Origin of the sequence: Mycobacterium colombiense (genome assembly GCF_001672755.1) — a bacterium.
GTDB lineage: Bacteria > Actinomycetota > Actinomycetes > Mycobacteriales > Mycobacteriaceae > Mycobacterium > Mycobacterium colombiense_C.
Map to the genome: position 1 here is coordinate 1 of NZ_LZKI01000027.1, position 19,245 is coordinate 19,245.

A 19,245-nucleotide genomic window follows, 5' to 3' on the forward strand; every position below is an offset into this window, starting at 1 on the left:
CCGCGGGTAACTGGCAAGCGCTGATGCTGCCGGTGACCACGCTGACCATCAACGTGTCCAGCGTCGCGCTGATCTGGTTCGGCGGGTTGCGCATCGACCGCGGCCAGATGCAGGTCGGCTCGCTGACCGCCTTCCTGGCCTACTTCACCCAGATCAGCGCGACGCTGGACACGTTGATGGTCAGCGTGGTCACCGGCAGCATCAGCGCTTGCCAGTTACCCGCGGTCAGTGCGGTATTCGACAGCGCGGTGTTGGCGCGGCCGAAGCGGTCGCGCTCGAAATCTTCCCGGGTGAACGCCCGGACGACCCGCACGCCGGACAGCTGGTCACGCATCACCCGGTTGATGCCGTCGATCAGGCCCTGCATCCGGCGGAACAGGGGCAGCATGTGCGACATCACCCAGTAGTTGGCCACCGCCATGATCGGCACGCTGACCAACAGCAGCCACGTCAGCGCGGCCTCCCGGCGGATGGCCATGAAGATCCCGCCCAGGCACATGATCGGGGCGGTCACCAGCACGGTGCCCGTTATCTGGACCAGGTACTGGATCTGCCGAACGTCGTTGGTGCTGCGCGTCAACAGCGTGGGCGCTCCGAATCGGGCGGTCTCGCGTTCGGAAAAGGTGGTGACGTGTTCGAACATCGCCGCGCGCAGGTCGCGACCGAAGCCCATCCCGGTGCGCGAGCCGAAAAACACCGCGCCGATCGAGCACAACACCTGCAATGCGGTGACTCCGAGCATCACCATGCCGAGCCGGACGATCGTGGTGGTGTCGCCCTTGGCGACGCCTTCGTCGATGATGGCGGCGTTGACCGTCGGCAGATACAGCGACGCGAGGTTGCTGACCAGCTGCAGCGCCATCAACACCGCCACCAGCCGTCGGTACGGCTGGATGTACTGGCGCAGCAGTGCCAGGAGCATTGGGTAACTGTCGCACACCCTCCGTCCGGCCGTCCCCGCCAACCGCCTGACGGTCGAGGTCCGCGCCGCACGGGTTGGCGGCCCCGAAATACCTGCTCAGGCGCGTCGGTGGTTGACCCGCTGGGCTGCCGCTACAGTGCATCGTGTGGACCAGCAGCGGGCGGAACGGAAGCAGGGTAGCGGTGCGGCGTGACACGAGGGCGCTGGCTCTTGTGGCGTCAGCATTGACGATCCTGATCCCCGCGGCCGCGGGCTGCTCCGATTCCGGCGGCAACAAACAGGGCGCGGCGGCGTCGTCGACGCCGCAGAACGGCCAGGGCAGCCACGGTGCGATGTTCCCGCAATGCGGCGGCATCAGCGACCAGACCGTCGCCGAGCTCACCAAGGTCACCGGGTTGATCAACACCGCACGCAACTCCGTCGGGTGCCAGTGGCTGGCCGGCGGCGGCATCCTCGGGCCGCACTTCTCCTTCTCCTGGTATCGCGGCAGCCCCATCGGGCGTGAACGCAAGACCGAGGAGCTCTCGCGCGCCAGCGTCGACGACATCAACATCAACGGCCACGGCGGTTTCATCGCCGTCGGCAACGAACCCAACCTGGGTGACTCGCTGTGCGAGGTGGGCATTCAGTTCCAAGACGACTTTATTGAATGGTCAATCAGTTTCAGCCAGAAGCCGTTCCCGCCGCCGTGCGACATAGCGAAAGAACTGGCTCGCCAATCGATTGCGAACTCGAAATGATGGCCCCGATGAGTGCCGGGTCGCGCAGCAGAAGGACCGCGCGCATCGCCGCGACCGTGGTTATCGCCGCGTTGCTGGTGTTGACGGGCTGTTCCCGCTCGATCGGGGGCAACGCGGTCAAGGCGGGTGGCAATGTGCCCCGCAACAACAACTCGCAGCAGCAGTACCCGAACCTGCTCAAGGAATGTGAGGTCTTGACCAGCGACATCCTGGCCAAGACCGTGGGCGCCGATCCGCTCGACATTCAGAGCACCTTCGTGGGTGCGATCTGCCGCTGGCAGGCGGCCAACCCGGCCGGCCTGATCGACATCACCCGGTTCTGGTTCGAGCAGGGCAGCCTGTCCAACGAGCGCAAGGTCGCCGAATTCCTGAAGTACAAGATCGAGACGCGCTCGATCGCCGGCATCGACTCCATCGTGATGCGGCCCGACGACGCGAACGGCGCTTGCGGCGTGGCCAGCGATGCCGCCGGGGTGGTCGGATGGTGGATCAACCCGCAGGCGCCCGGCATCGACGCGTGCGGACAGGCCATCAAGTTGATGGAGCTGACGCTGGCCACCAACTCCTAGCGGCGATCGCAAGCGCGGCGAAGCCGGGCGCGGCGGGTCGCCGCCACCAAGTCCTAGCGCGGCACCTCGAAGTCGGTCAGCGTCGCCACCCCGAGCTCCAGCTGCCTCCACGCGCACGGCACGGTGAGCACCGCGATCGCCGACGTCGGAAACTTGACCGAAATCCGTTCGGCAGCAGAGGTATTCGCACCTCCGGCGCGGCCGAGCCCAAGCGCAAGAGTCGACATCGTCGGCTCATGGCCGATGACGAGCAGCGTGCTGACGCCGTCGTCCACCGTGTTGATCTCGTCGATCAGCGTGCCCGGGGTGGTGGCGTAGAGGCGCTCGCTGTATCGCACCGGCGCATCGATGCGGGTGTTCAGCAGGGTCTCGCGGGTGCGCGTCGCCGTGGAGCACAGCACCGCATCGATGGTGGGCGCGTTGGCGCGCAACCAGTCGCCGGCGAGGCCGGCCTGCTTGATGCCGCGGGGTGCCAACGGCCGATTGTGGTCGGCGACACCGGACGGGTAGTCGGACTTCGCGTGCCGCATCAACAGCAAGGTGCGCCGGTCAGTCACGAGAAATCAGATTAATCAGTGCGCGCCACGAGGGCTATGCCGCGTGCCCGTCACCATCGTCACCATCGCCGCCGAGCAGTGTCTCCGGGTGGTCGAAGGGTTGTGCGGGGTCGGCTTCATCCGGCAGGCGCAGTGAGTGGGGATCGTCGGCCGACGGCCAGCACAGTTTCGGCGACGATGGCCAAAGCCAACCTAGCGGGGACGAATCCTAAATCCTCTGCGAACTTCTCCCGGGCGTTGTAGAACTTGGAATAGCGGTCCCCGCTCGAGGCACGCGCTGCCATTGCCGAGGCCAGAAGGCGTTTACAGTGAAAGAGTCGTTGCGCACGGGAATTAGATTACTTGTGGCACTGGGGGTTGCCTGGTGGGTAATCCTCAATTCGCCGGTGGCCTGGGCCGGGCCGGGCGGCAACCTTCCAGGACCCGGCGTGTGCGACTATCCCGGTGTTGGCGGAAGTACTTTCGAGGCGGGGGCCACGACGTACTACTGTGATTTTCCTATCGAAGAGAACAGCACGCACTGGCACTGCGAATATGGCGGATGGAACCTGGGTGGTCCAGGTGGCAATGCCCCCATCGGTGGAAGTTTTATGGGTTTCGGGTTGACCATTCCTGCAGGCGATTTCGGGGGTGCTTCCGGTAGCTGTTCATGGCGCTGGCCGGATAACACTGTCGGCCCTGCACCGAATCCACCGGGCGCGTGGAAGAACTACTTGGTGCCCAAGCCGCCACCGCCCGAACATCGGGCACCCCCGCCTCCATCAGCCGAGCCAGAGTCCGGGCCACCCCCGGTAATGAATCCGAATGCCGGCGATGAGCCACAGACACCGGCCTACACCAACCCGGCGTTTCCGAATCCCGGCAGGCCTCAGAACCCGCCCAGTTAGCTTGCCGCGGCCACAGCAGCCTAAGGCTCGTTGGGTTTCTTGAGATCGTATCGGAAGTGTTGTTTGCCAATCTGGTTCGAGCCGGGCCGCGGAGGCTGAGCTTGGCCGACTGCAGCGGCCTGTGCAGACCTTGAGGTAGATACACACTCGCGCAATTCATTTGGAATTTGGGTGGCCACCAGTTCCTGTATGGAGCGCTGGGCCGGTGTCACCTGATCCGGCGCACAGCCGAGGAACCGTCCGGCACCGCCGGAATTCCCAGACCGAGACCTGCCGATCGAGGTCCCGCGTCTTGTCGGTGCGCAGACCTAAACTCTCGATGCCCAGGTAAACACGCACTTCGAAAGGGGGTCGCCGGCATGCGATTCCTGCACACCGCCGACTGGCAGTTGGGCATGACCCGGCACTTCCTCGCCGGTGACGCGCAACCGCGCTATTCAGCGGCCCGCCGCGACGTGGTTTCCGGTCTGGGCGCGCTGGCGGCAGAAGTGGGCGCCGAGTTCGTCGTCGTGTCGGGCGATGTCTTCGAACACAATCAGCTTCCGCCCAAGGTGATCGGACAGTCCCTGGAAGCCATGCGGGCCATCGGGATTCCGGTGTACCTGCTGCCGGGCAACCACGACCCGCTGGACGCCTCGTCGGTGTACACCAGCGCGCTGTTCACCGCCGAGCGTCCCGACAACGTGGTGGTGCTCGATCAGGCCGGTGTGCATCAGGTGCGTCCCGGGCTGGAGATCGTCGCCGCGCCGTGGCGGTCGAAGGTGCCGACCACCGACCTGGTCGCCGACGTCCTCGACGACCTGCCCGCGGCGGAGGGCACCCGGATCCTCGTCGCGCACGGCGGCGTCGACGTGCTGGATCCCGACCGGGACAAGCCCTCGCTGATCCGGCTCGCCACGGTTGACGACGCGTTGACGCGCGGCGCGGTGCACTATGTGGCGCTGGGGGATAAGCACTCGCTCACCCAGGTCGGCGACAGCGGCCGGGTGTGGTACTCCGGCTCCCCGGAAGTCACCAACTTCGACGACGTCGAATCCGACCCTGGCCACGTCCTGATCGTCGACATCGACGAGGCCGACCCGCGGCGCGCGGTCTCCGTCACGCCGCGGCACCTCGGCAGCTGGCGGTTCGTCACGATGCATAGGCAGGTCGACACCAGCCGCGACATCGCCGATTTGGACATGAACCTGGACCTGATGACCGAGAAGGACCGAACCGTGGTGCGCCTGGCGCTGACCGGGTCGCTGACGGTCACCGATCGCGCCGCGCTGGACGTCTGCCTCGATAAATACGCACGGTTGTTCGCCTGGCTGGGTCTGTGGGAACGTCACACCGATTTGGCGGTGATTCCCGCCGACGGCGAATTCAGCGACCTGGGCATCGGGGGTTTCGCGGCCGCGGCCGTCGAAGAATTGGTGGCGACGGCACGCGAGGAGGACTGCGCGACCGCCGTCGACGCGCAGGCGGCGCTGGCGCTACTGCTGCGCCTCACCGACCGGGGCGCGGCGTGAAGCTGCACCGGCTGATCCTGACGAACTACCGCGGCATCTCGCACCGCGAAATCGACTTCCCCGACCACGGCGTCGTAGTGGTCTGCGGCGCCAACGAGATCGGCAAGTCGTCGATGATCGAGGCCCTGGATCTGCTCCTGGAAGCGCGGGACCGCTCGACGAAGAAGGAGGTCAAGCAGGTCAAACCCACCCACAGCGACGTCGGCTCCGAGGTATCCGCCGAAATCAGTTGCGGCCCTTATCGTTTTGTCTATCGCAAGCGGTTTCACAAGAAGTGCGAGACGGAGCTGACCGTGATCCGGCCGTACCGCGAACAGCTGACCGGCGACGAGGCCCACGAGCGCGTCCGAGCGATGCTGGCCGAGACGGTGGACAGCGACCTGTGGCACGCCCAGCGGGTGCTGCAGTCCGCGTCGACCGCCGCGGTGGATCTGTCCGGGTGCGACGCGCTCTCGCGGGCGCTTGATGTGGCCGCCGGTGACAGCGGGGGGCTGTGCGGCACCGAGCCGTTGCTCATCGAGCGCATCGACGCCGAATACGGGCGTTACTTCACCCCGACTGGACGTCCGACGGGCGAGTGGGCCGCCGCGATCGCCCGGCTGGCCGACGCCGAGGCCGCGGTCGCCGCGTGCGCCGCCGCGGTCGCCGAGGTCGACGACCGGGTGGCCCGCCATGCCGTGTTGACCCAGCAGGTGGCCGACTTCTCCCAGCGCCGCATGGCTGCCGGGCCGCGAGTCACCGCCGCGCAGGAGGCCGCCGACAAGATCGCCGCGCTCACCGCGCAGCGACGCGAGGCCCAGCTGGTCGCCGAGGCCGCGGCCGCCACCGCCGCCGCGGCGAGCGGCGCCCACACCGCACGGCGGCAATTGCTCACCGAAATCGACGTCCGCGCGGGCGCCGTCGCCGAAACGCAAACGCAGGCCCAAGAAGCCGCGGCCGCCCAAGCGGCGGCGCATGCTGAGGCCGAAGCGGCCGACGCCGCGCTGCAGCAGGCCACCGAGGCCCTTGCCGAGCTGCAACGCCGGACCGAATCCGCGCGGTGCACGGTCGACCAACTCGCCAACCGCGAAGAGGCCGGCCGGTTGACCGCCCGGCTGGACAAGATCGATGCCATCGAGCGGGATGGCGAACGGATCGCCGTCGAGCTCGACACCATCGCCGTCACCGAGGCGGTGCTGCGACGTATCGAGGACGCCGCGGCCGCCGTCGATCGCACCGGTGACCAGTTGGCCCTGACGTCGGCGGCGATCGAATTCACCGCCACCGCAGACATTCAGCTGGTCGTGGGTGGTGAGCAGATCTCCCTGCCGGCCGGACAGAGCTGGTCGACCATGGCCGCCGGACCCACCGCGGTGGAGGTCGCCGGTGTCCTGACCGCCCGGATCACCCCGGGCGCGACCACCCTGGACATTCATGCCAAACACGCTGCGGCGCAGAAGGAAATGGCGGCGGCGCTGGCGGCCGGCGACGTGAGCGACCTGGCCGCGGCACGTTCCGCCGACCAGCGTCGCCGCGAGTTGCACGGCACCCGTGACCAGCTCACCGCGACTCTGACCGGCCTGTGCGGTGACGAACAGGCCGACGAGCTGCGGTCGCGGCTGGCGCAATTGCGCGCCGCGCGCCCCGCCGGGGCCGAACTCGTCCTCAATGACATCGGCGCCGCCCGCGCCGAGCTCACCGCGGTCCTCGAGGCTCGCGCGGCCGCATCGGGCGAATGCGAGACACGCCGCCAGGCCGCCACCGCCGCCGGCACTGCGCTCGCCGAGTTATCCACGCGGACAACGGTTCTACAGAACACCTTGGAGGCTCAACGCGCCGAGCTGGACGCCGCCGCGGGCCGGCTGGCCGCCGAACGCGCGTCGGCGGGCGATGACGAACTCGCGGCCGCCGCGACCACGGCCCTGGGCGCGGCGCAGGCCGCGCAACAGCGGGCCACCGAACTCACCGACGCGCTGGCCGAGGCCGCACCCGATGCGGTCGAGACCGAATTGGCCGATGCCAAAAAGGAAGCCGACTCGCTGCGCGAGCGCTACGAGGAAGCCGCCCGCGCGTTGCGTGAGATCACGATCGAACTCTCGGTGTTCGGTAGTGAGGGACGCCAAGGCAAGCTCGACGCCGCGGAAACCGAACGCGAGCACGCCGCCAGCGAACACAGCCAGGTGGGCGGCCGCGCCCGCGCCGCGCAACTGCTCCGGTCGGTCATGACGCGCCACCGCGACACCACCCGGCGGCGCTACGTCGAGCCCTATCGTTCGGAGCTGCAGCGGCTCGGCCGCCCGGTCTTCGGCCCGAGTTTCGAGGTCGACATCGACAGCGACCTGTGCATCCGTAGTCGCACGCTGAACGGCATCACCGTGCCCTACGAATCCCTATCCGGCGGCGCCAAGGAGCAACTCGGCATCCTGGCGCGGCTGGCCGGCGCGGCCCTGGTCGCCAAGGAGGATGCCGTCCCGGTGGTGGTTGACGACGCGCTCGGTTTCACCGACCCGGACCGGTTGACCAAGATGGGGGAGTTGTTCGACACCGTGGGAACCCACGGACAGGTGATCGTCCTCACCTGTAGCCCCGACCGCTACGACAGTGTCAAGGGCGCCCACCGCATCGATCTCAGCGCTTAGCTCTGGCGGCTGACCTTCGCCGACATCGCTGATCAAAGCGATTCATCGCCGCACTGGCGCCTTCCCTGCAGAATGGGATCATGGGGGGCACGCCCGAATGACGATGAACGCGAAGCGCAGCCGGATACAGGAGAAGCTGGCGGAATTGCCCGGCGTGCGGCCCGTCCGCCGGCCGATCTCACCACACAGCGCCGAAGAGTTCGATCTGTACTACGTACGTGCGGGCCGCAAGTCCGCTCATCCGCTGGTCATCATCCCCGGCGGCCCGGGGGTGGCGTCGGTGCAGATGTACAAGGGGCTGCGGCGGCGCGCGGCGGCGGCCGGTCTCGACGTCATCATGATCGAGCATCGCGGCGTGGGGATGTCGCGCCACGACGACTCGGGTGCCGATCTGCCTCCGCAATCGCTGACCGTGAACCAGGTGGTCGACGATGTGGCGGCGGTGCTCGACGACGTCCAAGCGGAGTCGGCCGTCATCTACGGCGCCTCGTACGGCACCTACATCGCGGCCGGCGTCGGGGTGCGCCATCCGCACCGGGTGCGCGGCATGGTGCTCGACTCACCTTTGCTGTCGCGGCACGACATCGTCATCGTGCGCCGCGCGATCCGCCGGCTGCTGCTGAAGGGCGACAGCATCGAAACCGCTTCGGTGGCACCGAAGATGCGCACACTCGTCGACGCCGGCGTGATGAACGCGACGGCAACACAGGTCGTCGCGACGATCTACGGCTATGGCGGAACCGACCTGCTCGAGCGGCAACTCGATCTGTTGCTCGATGGCCGAAAACTGCTGTGGTGGGCACTATCCCGCTTCACCACCCTGGGCAACCTGCCGTTTCGGTACGAAGAAGATTTGGTGAGCCGGATTGCGTTCCGCGAACTGGACTATGCGGCCGAACCCGACGGGCTACCGCTCGATCCCGCGGTCGCCGAAAGCCGAGTCCGCACGCAGCGAGTGACTTTTGAAGACGAGCCCTATGACCTGGTGGCCGAGATGCCGAAATTCGACTGGCCGACCGCGGTGGTTTCCGGCGGTCGCGACCTGATCACCCCGCCGGCCGTCGCGCAACGCGTCGCGTCGCTGCTGCCTGAGGCGGTGCTGCTGAGCCTGCCGAACATGGCGCACAGCGCGCTGGATTTCCGTGAGCCCGTTGCGCTTGCCAGCGCAGACGCGGTCCGGCGCGGCGACCTGAATGGGCTTGTCGCACAGGCGCCGGCGCTGGATGCGCTCCCGCCGCGCCCGGAGGTGCGGCTGCTGTGGAAGGCGCTCGGGGTGGCGGCCGTCGCCGAGGGTGCCCTGCCGATCCCGAATCGGCTACGGCGGCGGCTCAACTCCGCGTGAAGCCGATGGCGGTGTAGTTGAGGTCGGCGAGACCGGCCGCCCCGAAGTTGGCCAGCGTGCTGCGCACCGCGACATCGCCGGGTGACTGGGTCAGGGGAAGGCTGAATCCCTCCGCCCAGATCATCTTGTCGAGATCGTTGGCCAACGCCCGCGCCTTGGCCGGATCGAGTTCTTCCAGCGTGCCTTCGATGGCGGCGTCGATCTGCTCGCTGCCGATCTTGCCGAAATTGCTCTCCCCGTCGGACTTGTAGATCTGGGTCAGCGCCGACAGTGGGAAAGCGTCTCCGAGCCAACCGAATTGGGCCATGTCGAAAGCACCGACGTTGATGTAGTTGGTGAAGAAGCCGCTGCCCGACCGCGAGACGAGCTCGAGCTTGACGCCGATCTGGGCGAGACTGTGCTGGGCGATCTGGGCGAACTGCCGGCTGCCCTGGGCGTCGTAGAACAAGTCGCGGATCACCAGCGGCCGGCCGTCCTTCTCCCGGAACTGCCCGGCCCGCTTCCAGCCCAGCGCGTCAAGCTCTCGGCCGGCCGCGGCCGGGTCGTAGGGCACCACCGAGCTGTTGTCTTGATAGCCTTGCTGACCGGCGACATAGATGTGATTGCCCAGTGCCACAGGGTTACTGGTGAGGCCGTACTGGACGACCTTGGCAATGGTCTGCCGATCGATCCCCTTGGCCACCGCGACGCGCAGCGCCTTGTCGGCCAGAATCGAGCCCGGGGCGCCGTTGAACGTGAAATGCGACCAGGCCGGGGCGGGCGCGCGCCGGATCGAGATTCCCTTGGTGCGTTGCGCGATGGTCAGCTGGTCGATCGTGCCGACCCCGGTGGCGTCGATCGTGTTGTTCTGCAAGGCGGGGAGACGCGCGGCATCGTCGAGCACCAGGTAGGTGATGCTGTCCAGGCGGGGTCGCGCGCCCCACCATTTCGGGTTGCGGCTCAACACGATCCGCTGGGTGGTCCGATCCAGCGACGAGACGACGAACGGGCCGGCCGACGGACCGGGCCCCTCGAGCTGGCCCTTGTTGAAGGCCTCCGGGGTGGCCGTCATGCTCTTGGGCAGCAGCATTCCGTTGCCGGCGAACATGCCGCGCCATTCGGCGTAGGGCTTGGCGAACGTCATGACGGCCTGCCGGTCGTCGACGCCGCGGGTCACCGACGCCACGCGGTCGGCGCCGCTGGGGCCGGCGATCTCGAAGGTCTTGTCGGTGCCGCTCAGGGCGCGGATCTGGCTGGCGATGTCCTCCCAGGTGATCGGCGTACCGTCGGACCATACCGCCTTGGGGTTGATCGTGTACGTAACCACTTGCGGCGCAGTGCCGGTGAGTTCGATGCTGGTGAAGTAGTCTGTGTCGACCGTCGTCGAGCCGTCCGGCCCGATGACGAACGCCCGCGGCAGGGTGGCCTTCATCATCGCGGAGACGTCGGCCGAGTTGCCGTCGATGTGCAAGATATTGAAGTTCGGCGGAAAGTCGGTCAGCGCCAGTCGCAGGTCGCCGCCGTCTTGCAGGGCCGTCGGATCGTGTGGATTGATATCGCTCGTCGAGCCGATCTGCGCGTTGTGGCCGGTCTCCGGAATCAGGTTGACGGCGGGCGAGCAGCCCGGCAACGCAAGGACCATCGCGAGGAAAGCTGCCGCGAACCGGGTGGCCGCACCCGCCTTGACCGCCGGCCTAGACACGTCGGCCCGGATCCGGTTGCGGCACCGCGTTCAGCAGCCGCCGCGTGTATTCATGCTGCGGGTCGGCGAAGACCTGACGGCTGTCGCCCTGCTCCACGATCGCGCCGGCATACATCACGACGACATGGTGCGCGAGATGCTTGACCACCGAAAGATCATGGGAGACAAACAGGTAGGACAGGCCGAATCGCTCCTGCAGGTCGAGCAGCAGGTTGATGATCCCGGCCTGAATGGACACGTCGAGCGCGGACACCGGTTCGTCGAGCGCCAGGATCTTCGGTTGCAGAGCGAGGGCACGCGCTATGCCGATGCGCTGCTTCTGCCCGCCGGAGAACTCGGCGGGGTAACGGACCGCGTCGGCGCGGCCCAGCCCCACGATCTCGAGCAGTTCGGCGACGCGCGAGTTGGTGCGGCTCTTGTCGAACCCGTTGGCCCGCAGGGGTTCTGCGAGCAGCTCGAACACTGGCAGGCGGGGGTCAAGCGACGCGACCGGGTCTTGGAACACGACCTGGATGTCGCGCCGCAGCGCCCGCCTGCTCGCGGCGCTCAACGCGGTGACGTCGGTGCCCAGCACCTCGATCGAACCCGATTCGGGCTGGGTGAGTTCCAAGATCTCGTGCAGCGTGGTCGACTTGCCCGAACCCGATTCGCCGACAATGCCCAGGGTGCGGCCCTGCCGCAATTCGAAACTGACGCCGTCGACGGCGCGCACCTCACCGGCGCTGCGGCGCAACACGCCCTTGGTCAACCGGTAGGTCTTGGTCAGGTCGCGCACCCGTACCACCACCGACGTGTCGGCGGATTCCGCGTGGCGGGCGTCGGTGCTCACCCCGTAGATGTCCGCGGCGCTTCGGCCGTCGACCTGATCGGTGCGGATGCACGCCGCTTGGTGATCGGCGCCGACGGAGAGCAATTCCGGCTCCGCGAGCCGGCATTCGTCGATGGCCAGCGGGCAGCGCGGCGCGAAGGGGCACCCGGGATCCAGGCCCGCCAGCGATGGCGGCGCACCGGGGATCGGCACCAACCGGGTGCCCTGGGCGGCGTCCAGCCGCGGGACAGAGCCCAGCAGCCCGACGGTGTAGGGCATGCGGCGATCCCGGTAAAGGTCATGCACGGAGGCGGATTCGACGACCCGCCCGGCGTACATCACCAGCGCGCGGTCGGCGAACTCGGCCACCACCCCGAGGTCGTGGGTGATGATGAGCACCCCGGCGCCGGTGATGTCGCGCGCCGTCTTGAGCACCTCGAGGATCTGCGCCTGCACCGTGACATCCAGCGCCGTCGTCGGCTCGTCACAGATCAACAGGTCGGGGTCGTTGGCGATGGCGATCGCGATGACCACCCGTTGCCGTTCGCCGCCGGAGAGCTCATGGGGAAACGCGCGGGCGCGTCGCTCCGGCTGCGCGATGCCCACCAGCTCGAGCAATTCCACCGCTCGCCGCCGAGCGGCCTTCCTGCCCACCCGCGGCTGGTGGATCTCGATGGCCTCGGCGATCTGGTCGCCGACGGTGTAGACGGGCGTCAGCGCGGACATCGGATCCTGGAACACCATGCCGACCGTCTTGCCGCGGAACCGCGACATCGCGTCGTCGCCGAGGCCCAACAGTTCGGTGTCGTGCAACCGCACCGAGCCGCGCACCTGTGCGTACTCGGGCAACAGGCCGATCGCCGCCATCGCCGAAACGGACTTCCCCGAACCGGATTCACCGACCATGGCGACGACTTCCCCCGGTTCGATGCGGTAGCTGATACCGCGCACCGCGGTCACCGGATCGCCATCCGTCGGGAACGTGACCGCCAAGTCGGTCACCTCGAGCAGCGGGCTCATCGGCCGGCACCGCCCAGCACCGCGCTGCCGGGGTCGAGCGCATCGCGCAGGCCGTCACCGGCGAGGTTGGCGCACACCAGGATCAGTACCAGCACTCCCGCGGGGAATAGGAACACCCAGGGAAAGGTGGTCGCGGATTGGGTGCCGTTGGCGATCAGCGTCCCCAACGACACGTCGGGTGGCTGAATGCCGAAACCCAGGAAGCTCAGGCCGGTTTCGGCCAGGATGGCCGACGCGACGTTGAGCGCGGCGTCGATGATCAAGATGGACGCCACGTTCGGCACCACATGGCCGACGATGATGCGGCGGCTGGAAACCCCCATATACCTTGCGGCCCTAATGAATTCGCGTTCCCGCAGACTCATGGTCATCCCGCGCACCATGCGCGAGCTGACCATCCAGCCGAACCCGGCCAGCAGCAGGACCAGCATCAAGACGTTGGCCGAGTTCTTGATGCGCGGCGTCACGATGGCGATGAGGATGAAGCTGGGCACCACCAACAGCAGGTCGACCACCCACATCAGGGCGCGGTCGCGCCAGCCACCGAAATAGCCCGCGATCGACCCGACGGTGGCGGCGATGCCGGTGGAGATGACCGCGACGCAGACGCCGATCAACATCGACTTCTGCATCCCGCGCAGGATCTGCGCCAGCAGATCTTGACCCAGCGCGTTGGTGCCCAACCAGTGGCGCGCATTCGGTGGCTGTAGCAGCGCGGCGAAATCGAGGTCCTCGTAGGAATACGGCAGCACGGCGGGCAGCGCGTAGCAGCCGACGAACAACAGCACCAGCAACGTCAGCGATGCCACCGCGAACCTATTGCGGGCGAACCGCCGAAGCACCAGGGTGCGCCGCGAGGTGAAGTCCGCCACCTCGTGCCCCGAAAAGCCGTGGGCGCCATCGATGTTCGCCTGGGCGGTCATGACACCCGGACCCGCGGATCGAGGGCCGCGTAGAACACGTCCGAGAGCAGGCCGGCCAGCAGCACCACCGCGCCGGAGAACAGGGTGATCGCCGCGATGATGTTGGTGTCCTGAGTCGCAATGCCCTGCACCAGCCATTCACCCATGCCGTGCCAGCCGAAGATCTTCTCCACGAACACCGCCCCGGTCACCAGACCGGCCACCCCGTAGGCGAACAGCGTGGCCAGCGGGATCAGCGCGGTGCGCAGCCCGTGCTTGACCAGTGCCCGCCGCCTGGTGAGCCCTTTGGCCCGTGCGGTGCGAATGAAGTCCTGCCCCAGGACGTCCAGCATCGCGTTGCGCTGATAACGGCTGTATCCCGCCGCGGCGGCCAGCGCCAGGGTCAGTGACGGCAAGACCAGGTGCCGTAACCGGTCGAGCAGGTGCGCGCCCGTCCCGCCCGTCACGCCCGGTGAGGTCTCCCCGGTGTAGTCGAAGATGTGAATGCCCACCGCCCAGTTCACCCGCAGCGCACCGAGGATCAACAGGCTGGCGATCACGAATGTCGGGGTGCTCAGCACCAGCAGCGCCACCATGGTGACCACACGATCGCTGAGTCGGTACTGCCGGATGGCGCCCCATGCCCCGGCCGCGATGCCCAGCACGGTGCCCACCAGCGAACCGATGATCAGCAGGCGCAGGGTCACTCCGACGCGGCGCCACAGCGTCGTCCCGACGGGCTGCCCGGTGATGGTCTTGCCGAAGTCACCGCGCGCGGCGTGCGAAGCCCAGTGCGCGTAGCGGATCGGTATCGGCTCGTCCAGGCCGAGCGTGTGGGCCTTGGCGTCGATCACGGACTGAGGTGGGCGCGGGCTGCGCTGCAACAGGCTGTCCAGTGGCCTGAAGGCCACCGACGTCAGGCAAAACGTCAGAAACGATGCCAGCGCCAGCAGCACAACGTAGTTGAGCAACCGGCGTGCCAGAAACCGAGTCATGCCGATCCGCACACCCCTCGTCGCATTGGGACAGGCTATCGAGCCGCCGGCACAGGGTCGCGCGTTGCGGTCGCACGGCGCGTTCGATCTCCTTCCGATCCGGTTGATTCTCACGCGTGAATCGCGTGTGATCGGTTGTTAGGATCCACCGCGGTAGCGAGCCGCGCAGCAAACGCAGCACGGTTCAGGCCGCGACACTGCCGAGGAGGCTTGCGTGACGGTTACCGATGATTACCTGGCCAACAATGCCAAATATGCGAGCACTTTCGAGGGGCCGCTGCCGATGCCGCCAGGCAAACATGTCGCGGTCGTCGCGTGCATGGACGCCCGGCTCGACGTCTACCGCATCCTCGGGCTCAACGAGGGGGAGGCCCACGTCATCCGCAACGCCGGCGGAGTGATCACCGACGACGTCATCCGCTCGCTGGCCATCAGTCAGCGATTGCTGGGGACGCGGGAGATCATCCTGATTCACCACACCGATTGCGGCATGCTCACGTTCACCGACGACGACTTCAAGCGCGGCATCCAGGAGGAGACCGGCGTCAAACCGCCGTGGGCGGCGGAGGCTTTCGCCGATCTCGCCGAGGATGTCCGGCAATCACTGCGCCGCATCGAGGGCAGCCCGTTCGTCACCAAGCACGTCTCGGTGCGCGGATTCGTCTTCGACGTGGCCACCGGCAAGCTCGAGGAGATCAAGCCCTAATCGCCGTTGGCCGCGAGCGACCTCAACCGACCTTGTAGGTCGCCAGCGCCTTGGCGATCAGCGTGCCCCGCGGGTCGATGATCTCGGCCTCGCAGTTGACCAGTGACCGGCCCCGCCGCAGGACCCGGCCCACGCCGATCACGTCGGTGGCCCGGGCCGGGGCCATGAAGTCCAGGGTGAGGGACACCGTCACGCCCCGCAGCTCGGGCGGTGCCTGTGCGCCGCACCATGCCGCCGCCATGACGGTGAGATCGGCGAGCGTGGCGATGGCGCCGCCGTGGATCATGTCTCCGATGGTCACGTTCGACGGGTCCCAGGGCAGCCGCAGCCGCACCTCGTCCTCTTCGAGGCGGTCGGCGACGATGCCCAGTTTGACGACGAACGGGGATTGGGGGAGGAACTGCGCGATGACGTCGCGACCGCTCGGCGCGGATGGTCCGGCGGTTTCAGGGGTGGCGGTCATCCGTCCATGTTTTCGCACCCCCACCGGCCGCAAAAGTGCCGCCACGACTCTTGACGTGATCTGTCCGGTCACCGGTGTGCGGGCCAGGCCGATTCACCGGCCGCAGGTCCTGCGGTTGACAGCGCCTGGCCGGGCTGGTCTTATTTATCGTTAAGATGCCAAATATGGTCAGTTCTGCCAGGTTTTAATCGAAGGAAGCTATGACCGGTGACGTGACGGTGGCCCCCGCCGCCGGACAGTACGAGTTGAGCCATCTGCGCTCGCTGGAGGCAGAGGCGATCCACATCATTCGTGAGGTGGCCGCGGAGTTCGAGCGGCCGGTGCTGCTGTTCTCCGGCGGCAAGGACTCCATCGTCATGCTGCACCTGGCGCTGCGGGCGTTCCGTCCCGGGCGGCTGCCGTTTCCGGTGATGCACGTCGACACCGGGCACAACTTCGACGAGGTCATCGCGACCCGCGATGAGTTGGTGGCCGAGCACGGCGTGCGCCTCGTGGTCGCCTCGGTTCAGGAGGACATCGACGCCGGCCGGGTCGTCGAGCCGCGCCAGGGGCGCAACCCGATCCAGACCGTCACGCTGCTGCGTGCCATCCGGGAGAACAAGTTCGACGCCGCGTTCGGGGGAGCGCGCCGCGACGAAGAGAAGGCGCGCGCGAAAGAGCGGGTGTTCAGCTTCCGCGACGAGTTCGGCCAGTGGGATCCCAAGGCGCAGCGGCCCGAGCTGTGGAACCTCTACAACGGCCGGCATCACAAGGGCGAGCACATCCGGGTGTTCCCACTATCCAACTGGACCGAGTTCGACATCTGGTCCTACATCGGCGCCGAGAACATCGCACTGCCGTCGATCTATTACGCCCACCAGCGCAAGGTGTTTCGCCGCGACGGCATGCTGCTCGCGGTGGACAAGAACATGCACCCGCGCGATGACGAGCCCGTGTTCGAGGCGACCGTGCGGTTCCGCACCGTCGGAGACGTCACGTGCACCGGCTGCGTGGAATCGCAGGCCGCCACCGTGGACGAGGTCATCGCCGAGACCGCGGTGTCGCGGCTGACCGAACGCGGGGCGACCCGAGCCGACGACCGGATCTCCGAGGCCGGCATGGAAGACCGCAAACGGCAGGGGTACTTCTGATGACAACGCTATTGCGCTTGGCCACCGCGGGTTCCGTCGACGACGGCAAGTCCACCCTGATCGGTCGGCTGCTCTATGACTCCAAGGCCGTGATGGAAGACCAGTGGGCGGCGGTGGAGCAGACCTCCAAGGACCGCGGTCACGACTACACCGACCTGGCTCTGGTGACCGACGGCCTGCGGGCCGAGCGCGAACAGGGCATCACAATCGACGTCGCCTACCGCTACTTCGCCACTCCCAAGCGGAAATTCATCATCGCCGACACGCCCGGCCACATCCAGTACACCCGCAACATGGTGACCGGGGCGTCGACCGCTCAACTGGTCATCGTGCTGGTCGACGCGCGCCACGGTCTGCTCGAACAGTCTCGCCGGCACGCCTTCCTGGCGTCCCTGCTGGGCATCCAGCACATCGTGCTCGCAGTCAACAAGATGGATCTGATCGGTTGGGACAGAGAGAAATTCGAGGCGATCCGGGACGAATTCCACGCCTTCGCGGCGCGCCTGGACGTGCACGACGTGGCCACCATCCCGCTTTCGGCCCTGCACGGCGACAACGTGGTGACCAAGTCGGACCAGACACCGTGGTACGAGGGCCCGGCGTTGTTGTCGCACCTCGAGGAGGTGTACATCGCGGGTGACCGCAACATGGTCGACGTCCGGTTCCCGGTCCAGTACGTCATCCGTCCGCACACCCGCGAACACCAGGACCACCGCAGCTACGCCGGTACCGTCGCCAGCGGGGTCATGCGCCCCGGCGATGAAGTGGTGGTGCTGCCCGTCGGTAAGCAAACCCGGATCACCGCGATCGATGGGCCGAATGGTCCGGTGCGCGAAGCGTTCTCGCCGATGGCCGTATCGCTGACCCTGGCCGACGAGATTGACATCTCGCGCGGCGATTTGATCGCCCGCACCCACAATCAGCCCCGGGTCGCGCAGGAGTTCGACGCGACGGTGTGCTGGATGGCCGACAACACGGCCCTCGAACCCGGCCGCGACTACGTCATCAAGCACACCACCCGCACCACGCATGCCAAGGTGACCGCGCTCGACTACCGGCTCGACGTCAACACGCTGCATCGCGACAAGACGGCAACGGCGTTGAAGCTCAACGAACTCGGCCGCATCTCGCTGCGCACCCAGGTGCCGCTGCTGCTCGACGAGTACACCCGCAACGCCAGCACCGGTTCGTTCATCCTCATCGACCCGCACACCAACGGGACCGTGGCGGCCGGCATGGTGCTGCGCGACGCCTCGGCGCAGGCGGCCAGCCCGAACACCGTGCGGCACAAGTCATCCGCCATCGCCGAGGCCCGGCCTCGAGGCAGGACGGTGTGGTTCACCGGTCTGTCCGGCTCCGGCAAGTCGTCGGTGGCCATGCTGGTCGAGCAGCAGCTGCTCCAAAAGGGAACTCCGGCTTACGTTCTCGACGGCGACAATCTGCGGCATGGCTTGAACGCCGACCTGGGCTTCTCGATGGCCGACCGAGCCGAAAACCTGCGCAGGCTGGCGCATGTGGCGGCCCTGCTCGCCGACTGCGGCAACGTCGTGCTGGTGCCGGCGATCAGCCCGCTGGCCGAGCAACGCGAACTGGCCCGCAACGTGCACCGCGAGGCCGGCTTCGATTTCATCGAGGTGTTCTGTGACACCCCGATCGAGGCATGCGAAAGCCGTGATCCCAAGGGTCTGTACGCCAAGGCGCGTGCGGGTGAGATCAGCCAGTTCACCGGCATCGACAGCCCGTATCAGGCGCCGGTGAACCCCGACCTGCGGCTGACCCCGGACGCTACCGTCGAGGAGCAGGCGCAGTTGATCATCGACCTGCTCGAATCGCACGGGTAGCCGCCGGATCAGCCAGGCTGCACCGAAATTGTGGCCTTGGATGGCACAATCCTGTGAGTGCGCATGTCGGCGAAGGCGGAGTATGCCGTGCGGGCGATGATCCAGCTCGCCACGGTGCCCGACGGAACGCTGGTGAAGACCGACGATTTGGCCCAGGCCCAGGGCATTCCGCCGCAATTTCTCGTCGACATCCTGACCAATCTGCGAACCGACCGGCTGGTGCGGAGCCATCGCGGCCGCGAGGGCGGCTACGAGCTGGCCCGGTCCGGGAAAGACATCAGCATCGCCGACGTGTTGCGCTGTATCGACGGCCCGCTGGCCAGCGTCCGTGACATCGGGCTCGGCGACTTGCCTTACTCGGGGCCGACGGCCGCGCTCACCGACGTCTGGCGCGCGCTGCGGGCCAGCATGCGGTCGGTGCTGGAAGAGACGACGCTGGCCGACGTCGCCACCGGCGGCCTGCCCAAGCACGTCGCGCAGCTGGCCGACGAGTATCGCAAGCAGGAAAGCCAGCGGCACGGCACAGCGCGCACCGGCGACTAGGCGGACCGCC

At 67.3% G+C, this 19,245-nt stretch carries 15 protein-coding genes and 2 pseudogenes; 10 read left to right on the plus strand and 7 right to left on the minus strand.

The window, feature by feature from the left end:
* Positions 1-23: 23 nt before the first annotated feature.
* Positions 24-104: pseudogene (locus A5708_RS27915) on the plus strand (hypothetical protein); the annotation flags it as partial.
* Positions 105-148: 44 nt separating this feature from the next.
* Here the strand turns inward: A5708_RS27915 and A5708_RS02855 are convergent.
* Positions 149-922: pseudogene (locus A5708_RS02855) on the minus strand (ABC transporter permease); the annotation flags it as partial.
* A gap of 182 nt (positions 923-1,104) precedes the next feature.
* On the opposite strand from A5708_RS02855, the gene A5708_RS02860 reads away from it, so the two are divergent.
* Positions 1,105-1,662 (plus strand): DUF3558 domain-containing protein, encoded by a 558-nt coding sequence (locus A5708_RS02860; protein WP_065027178.1) that lies wholly within the window; start codon positions 1,105-1,107, stop codon positions 1,660-1,662.
* 8 nt (positions 1,663-1,670) lie between these two features.
* A complete protein-coding gene (locus tag A5708_RS02865; protein ID WP_065027199.1) occupies positions 1,671-2,231 on the plus strand; it encodes a DUF3558 domain-containing protein in 561 nt (186 codons plus the stop codon).
* A 53-nt stretch (positions 2,232-2,284) separates the two neighbouring features.
* On the opposite strand, the gene A5708_RS02870 is transcribed toward A5708_RS02865, so the two are convergent.
* Positions 2,285-2,788 carry a SixA phosphatase family protein gene (locus A5708_RS02870; protein ID WP_065027179.1) on the minus strand — a complete coding sequence of 168 codons (504 nt, stop codon included), beginning with the start codon at positions 2,786-2,788 and terminating at the stop codon, positions 2,285-2,287.
* A 1,246-nt stretch (positions 2,789-4,034) separates the two neighbouring features.
* Between A5708_RS02870 and A5708_RS02875 the strand changes: the two genes are divergently transcribed.
* The 3 genes from A5708_RS02875 to A5708_RS02885 all read left to right on the plus strand — a co-directional run bounded on the left by A5708_RS02875 (position 4,035) and on the right by A5708_RS02885 (position 9,146).
* Positions 4,035-5,186, plus strand: a complete 1,152-nt coding sequence (locus A5708_RS02875) for a metallophosphoesterase family protein (RefSeq protein ID WP_065027180.1) — start codon at positions 4,035-4,037, stop codon at positions 5,184-5,186.
* A complete protein-coding gene (locus tag A5708_RS02880; protein WP_065027181.1) occupies positions 5,183-7,804 on the plus strand; it encodes an AAA family ATPase in 2,622 nt (873 codons plus the stop codon). The genes A5708_RS02875 and A5708_RS02880 overlap by 4 nt, the downstream gene beginning before the upstream one ends.
* Positions 7,805-7,901: 97 nt before the next feature.
* On the plus strand, positions 7,902-9,146 hold the full coding sequence (locus A5708_RS02885; protein ID WP_065027182.1) for an alpha/beta hydrolase: 1,245 nt from the start codon (positions 7,902-7,904) through the stop codon (positions 9,144-9,146).
* On the opposite strand, the gene A5708_RS02890 is transcribed toward A5708_RS02885, so the two are convergent.
* From A5708_RS02890 to A5708_RS02905, 4 genes are read right to left on the minus strand one after another with little or no spacing between them, the layout of a single operon-like run.
* Positions 9,133-10,767, minus strand: coding sequence for an ABC transporter family substrate-binding protein (locus tag A5708_RS02890; RefSeq protein ID WP_065027183.1), 1,635 nt, complete (start codon positions 10,765-10,767; stop codon positions 9,133-9,135). The two genes, A5708_RS02885 and A5708_RS02890, sit on opposite strands and share 14 nt — an antisense overlap.
* Before the next feature lie 52 nt (positions 10,768-10,819).
* Complete coding sequence (locus tag A5708_RS02895) at positions 10,820-12,655, minus strand: dipeptide ABC transporter ATP-binding protein (RefSeq protein ID WP_065027184.1); 1,836 nt, start codon at positions 12,653-12,655, stop codon at positions 10,820-10,822.
* Positions 12,652-13,527, minus strand: coding sequence for an ABC transporter permease (locus A5708_RS02900; protein WP_155765865.1), 876 nt, complete (start codon positions 13,525-13,527; stop codon positions 12,652-12,654). The genes A5708_RS02895 and A5708_RS02900 overlap by 4 nt, the downstream gene beginning before the upstream one ends.
* A 47-nt stretch (positions 13,528-13,574) precedes the next feature.
* On the minus strand, positions 13,575-14,552 hold the full coding sequence (locus A5708_RS02905) for an ABC transporter permease (RefSeq protein ID WP_065027200.1): 978 nt from the start codon (positions 14,550-14,552) through the stop codon (positions 13,575-13,577).
* A 214-nt stretch (positions 14,553-14,766) separates the two neighbouring features.
* Here A5708_RS02905 and A5708_RS02910 point away from each other — a divergent pair, with 214 nt between their 5' ends.
* Entirely contained in the window at positions 14,767-15,258 is a 492-nt protein-coding gene (locus tag A5708_RS02910) for a beta-class carbonic anhydrase (protein WP_065027186.1), read from the plus strand.
* A 22-nt stretch (positions 15,259-15,280) separates the two neighbouring features.
* Here the strand turns inward: A5708_RS02910 and A5708_RS02915 are convergent, their stop codons facing one another.
* A complete protein-coding gene (locus tag A5708_RS02915) occupies positions 15,281-15,721 on the minus strand; it encodes a PaaI family thioesterase (RefSeq protein WP_065027187.1) in 441 nt (146 codons plus the stop codon).
* A 200-nt stretch (positions 15,722-15,921) separates the two neighbouring features.
* Here A5708_RS02915 and cysD point away from each other — a divergent pair, with 200 nt between their 5' ends.
* From cysD to A5708_RS02930, 3 genes are read left to right on the plus strand one after another with little or no spacing between them, the layout of a single operon-like run.
* Positions 15,922-16,851, plus strand: a complete 930-nt coding sequence (gene cysD, locus A5708_RS02920) for a sulfate adenylyltransferase subunit CysD (protein ID WP_065027188.1) — start codon at positions 15,922-15,924, stop codon at positions 16,849-16,851.
* Entirely contained in the window at positions 16,851-18,692 is a 1,842-nt protein-coding gene (cysC, locus tag A5708_RS02925; RefSeq protein WP_065027189.1) for an adenylyl-sulfate kinase, read from the plus strand. Before cysD ends, cysC begins: the two co-directional genes overlap by 1 nt.
* A 57-nt stretch (positions 18,693-18,749) precedes the next feature.
* A complete protein-coding gene (locus A5708_RS02930; protein WP_065027190.1) occupies positions 18,750-19,235 on the plus strand; it encodes an Rrf2 family transcriptional regulator in 486 nt (161 codons plus the stop codon).
* Positions 19,236-19,245: the final 10 nt, after the last annotated feature.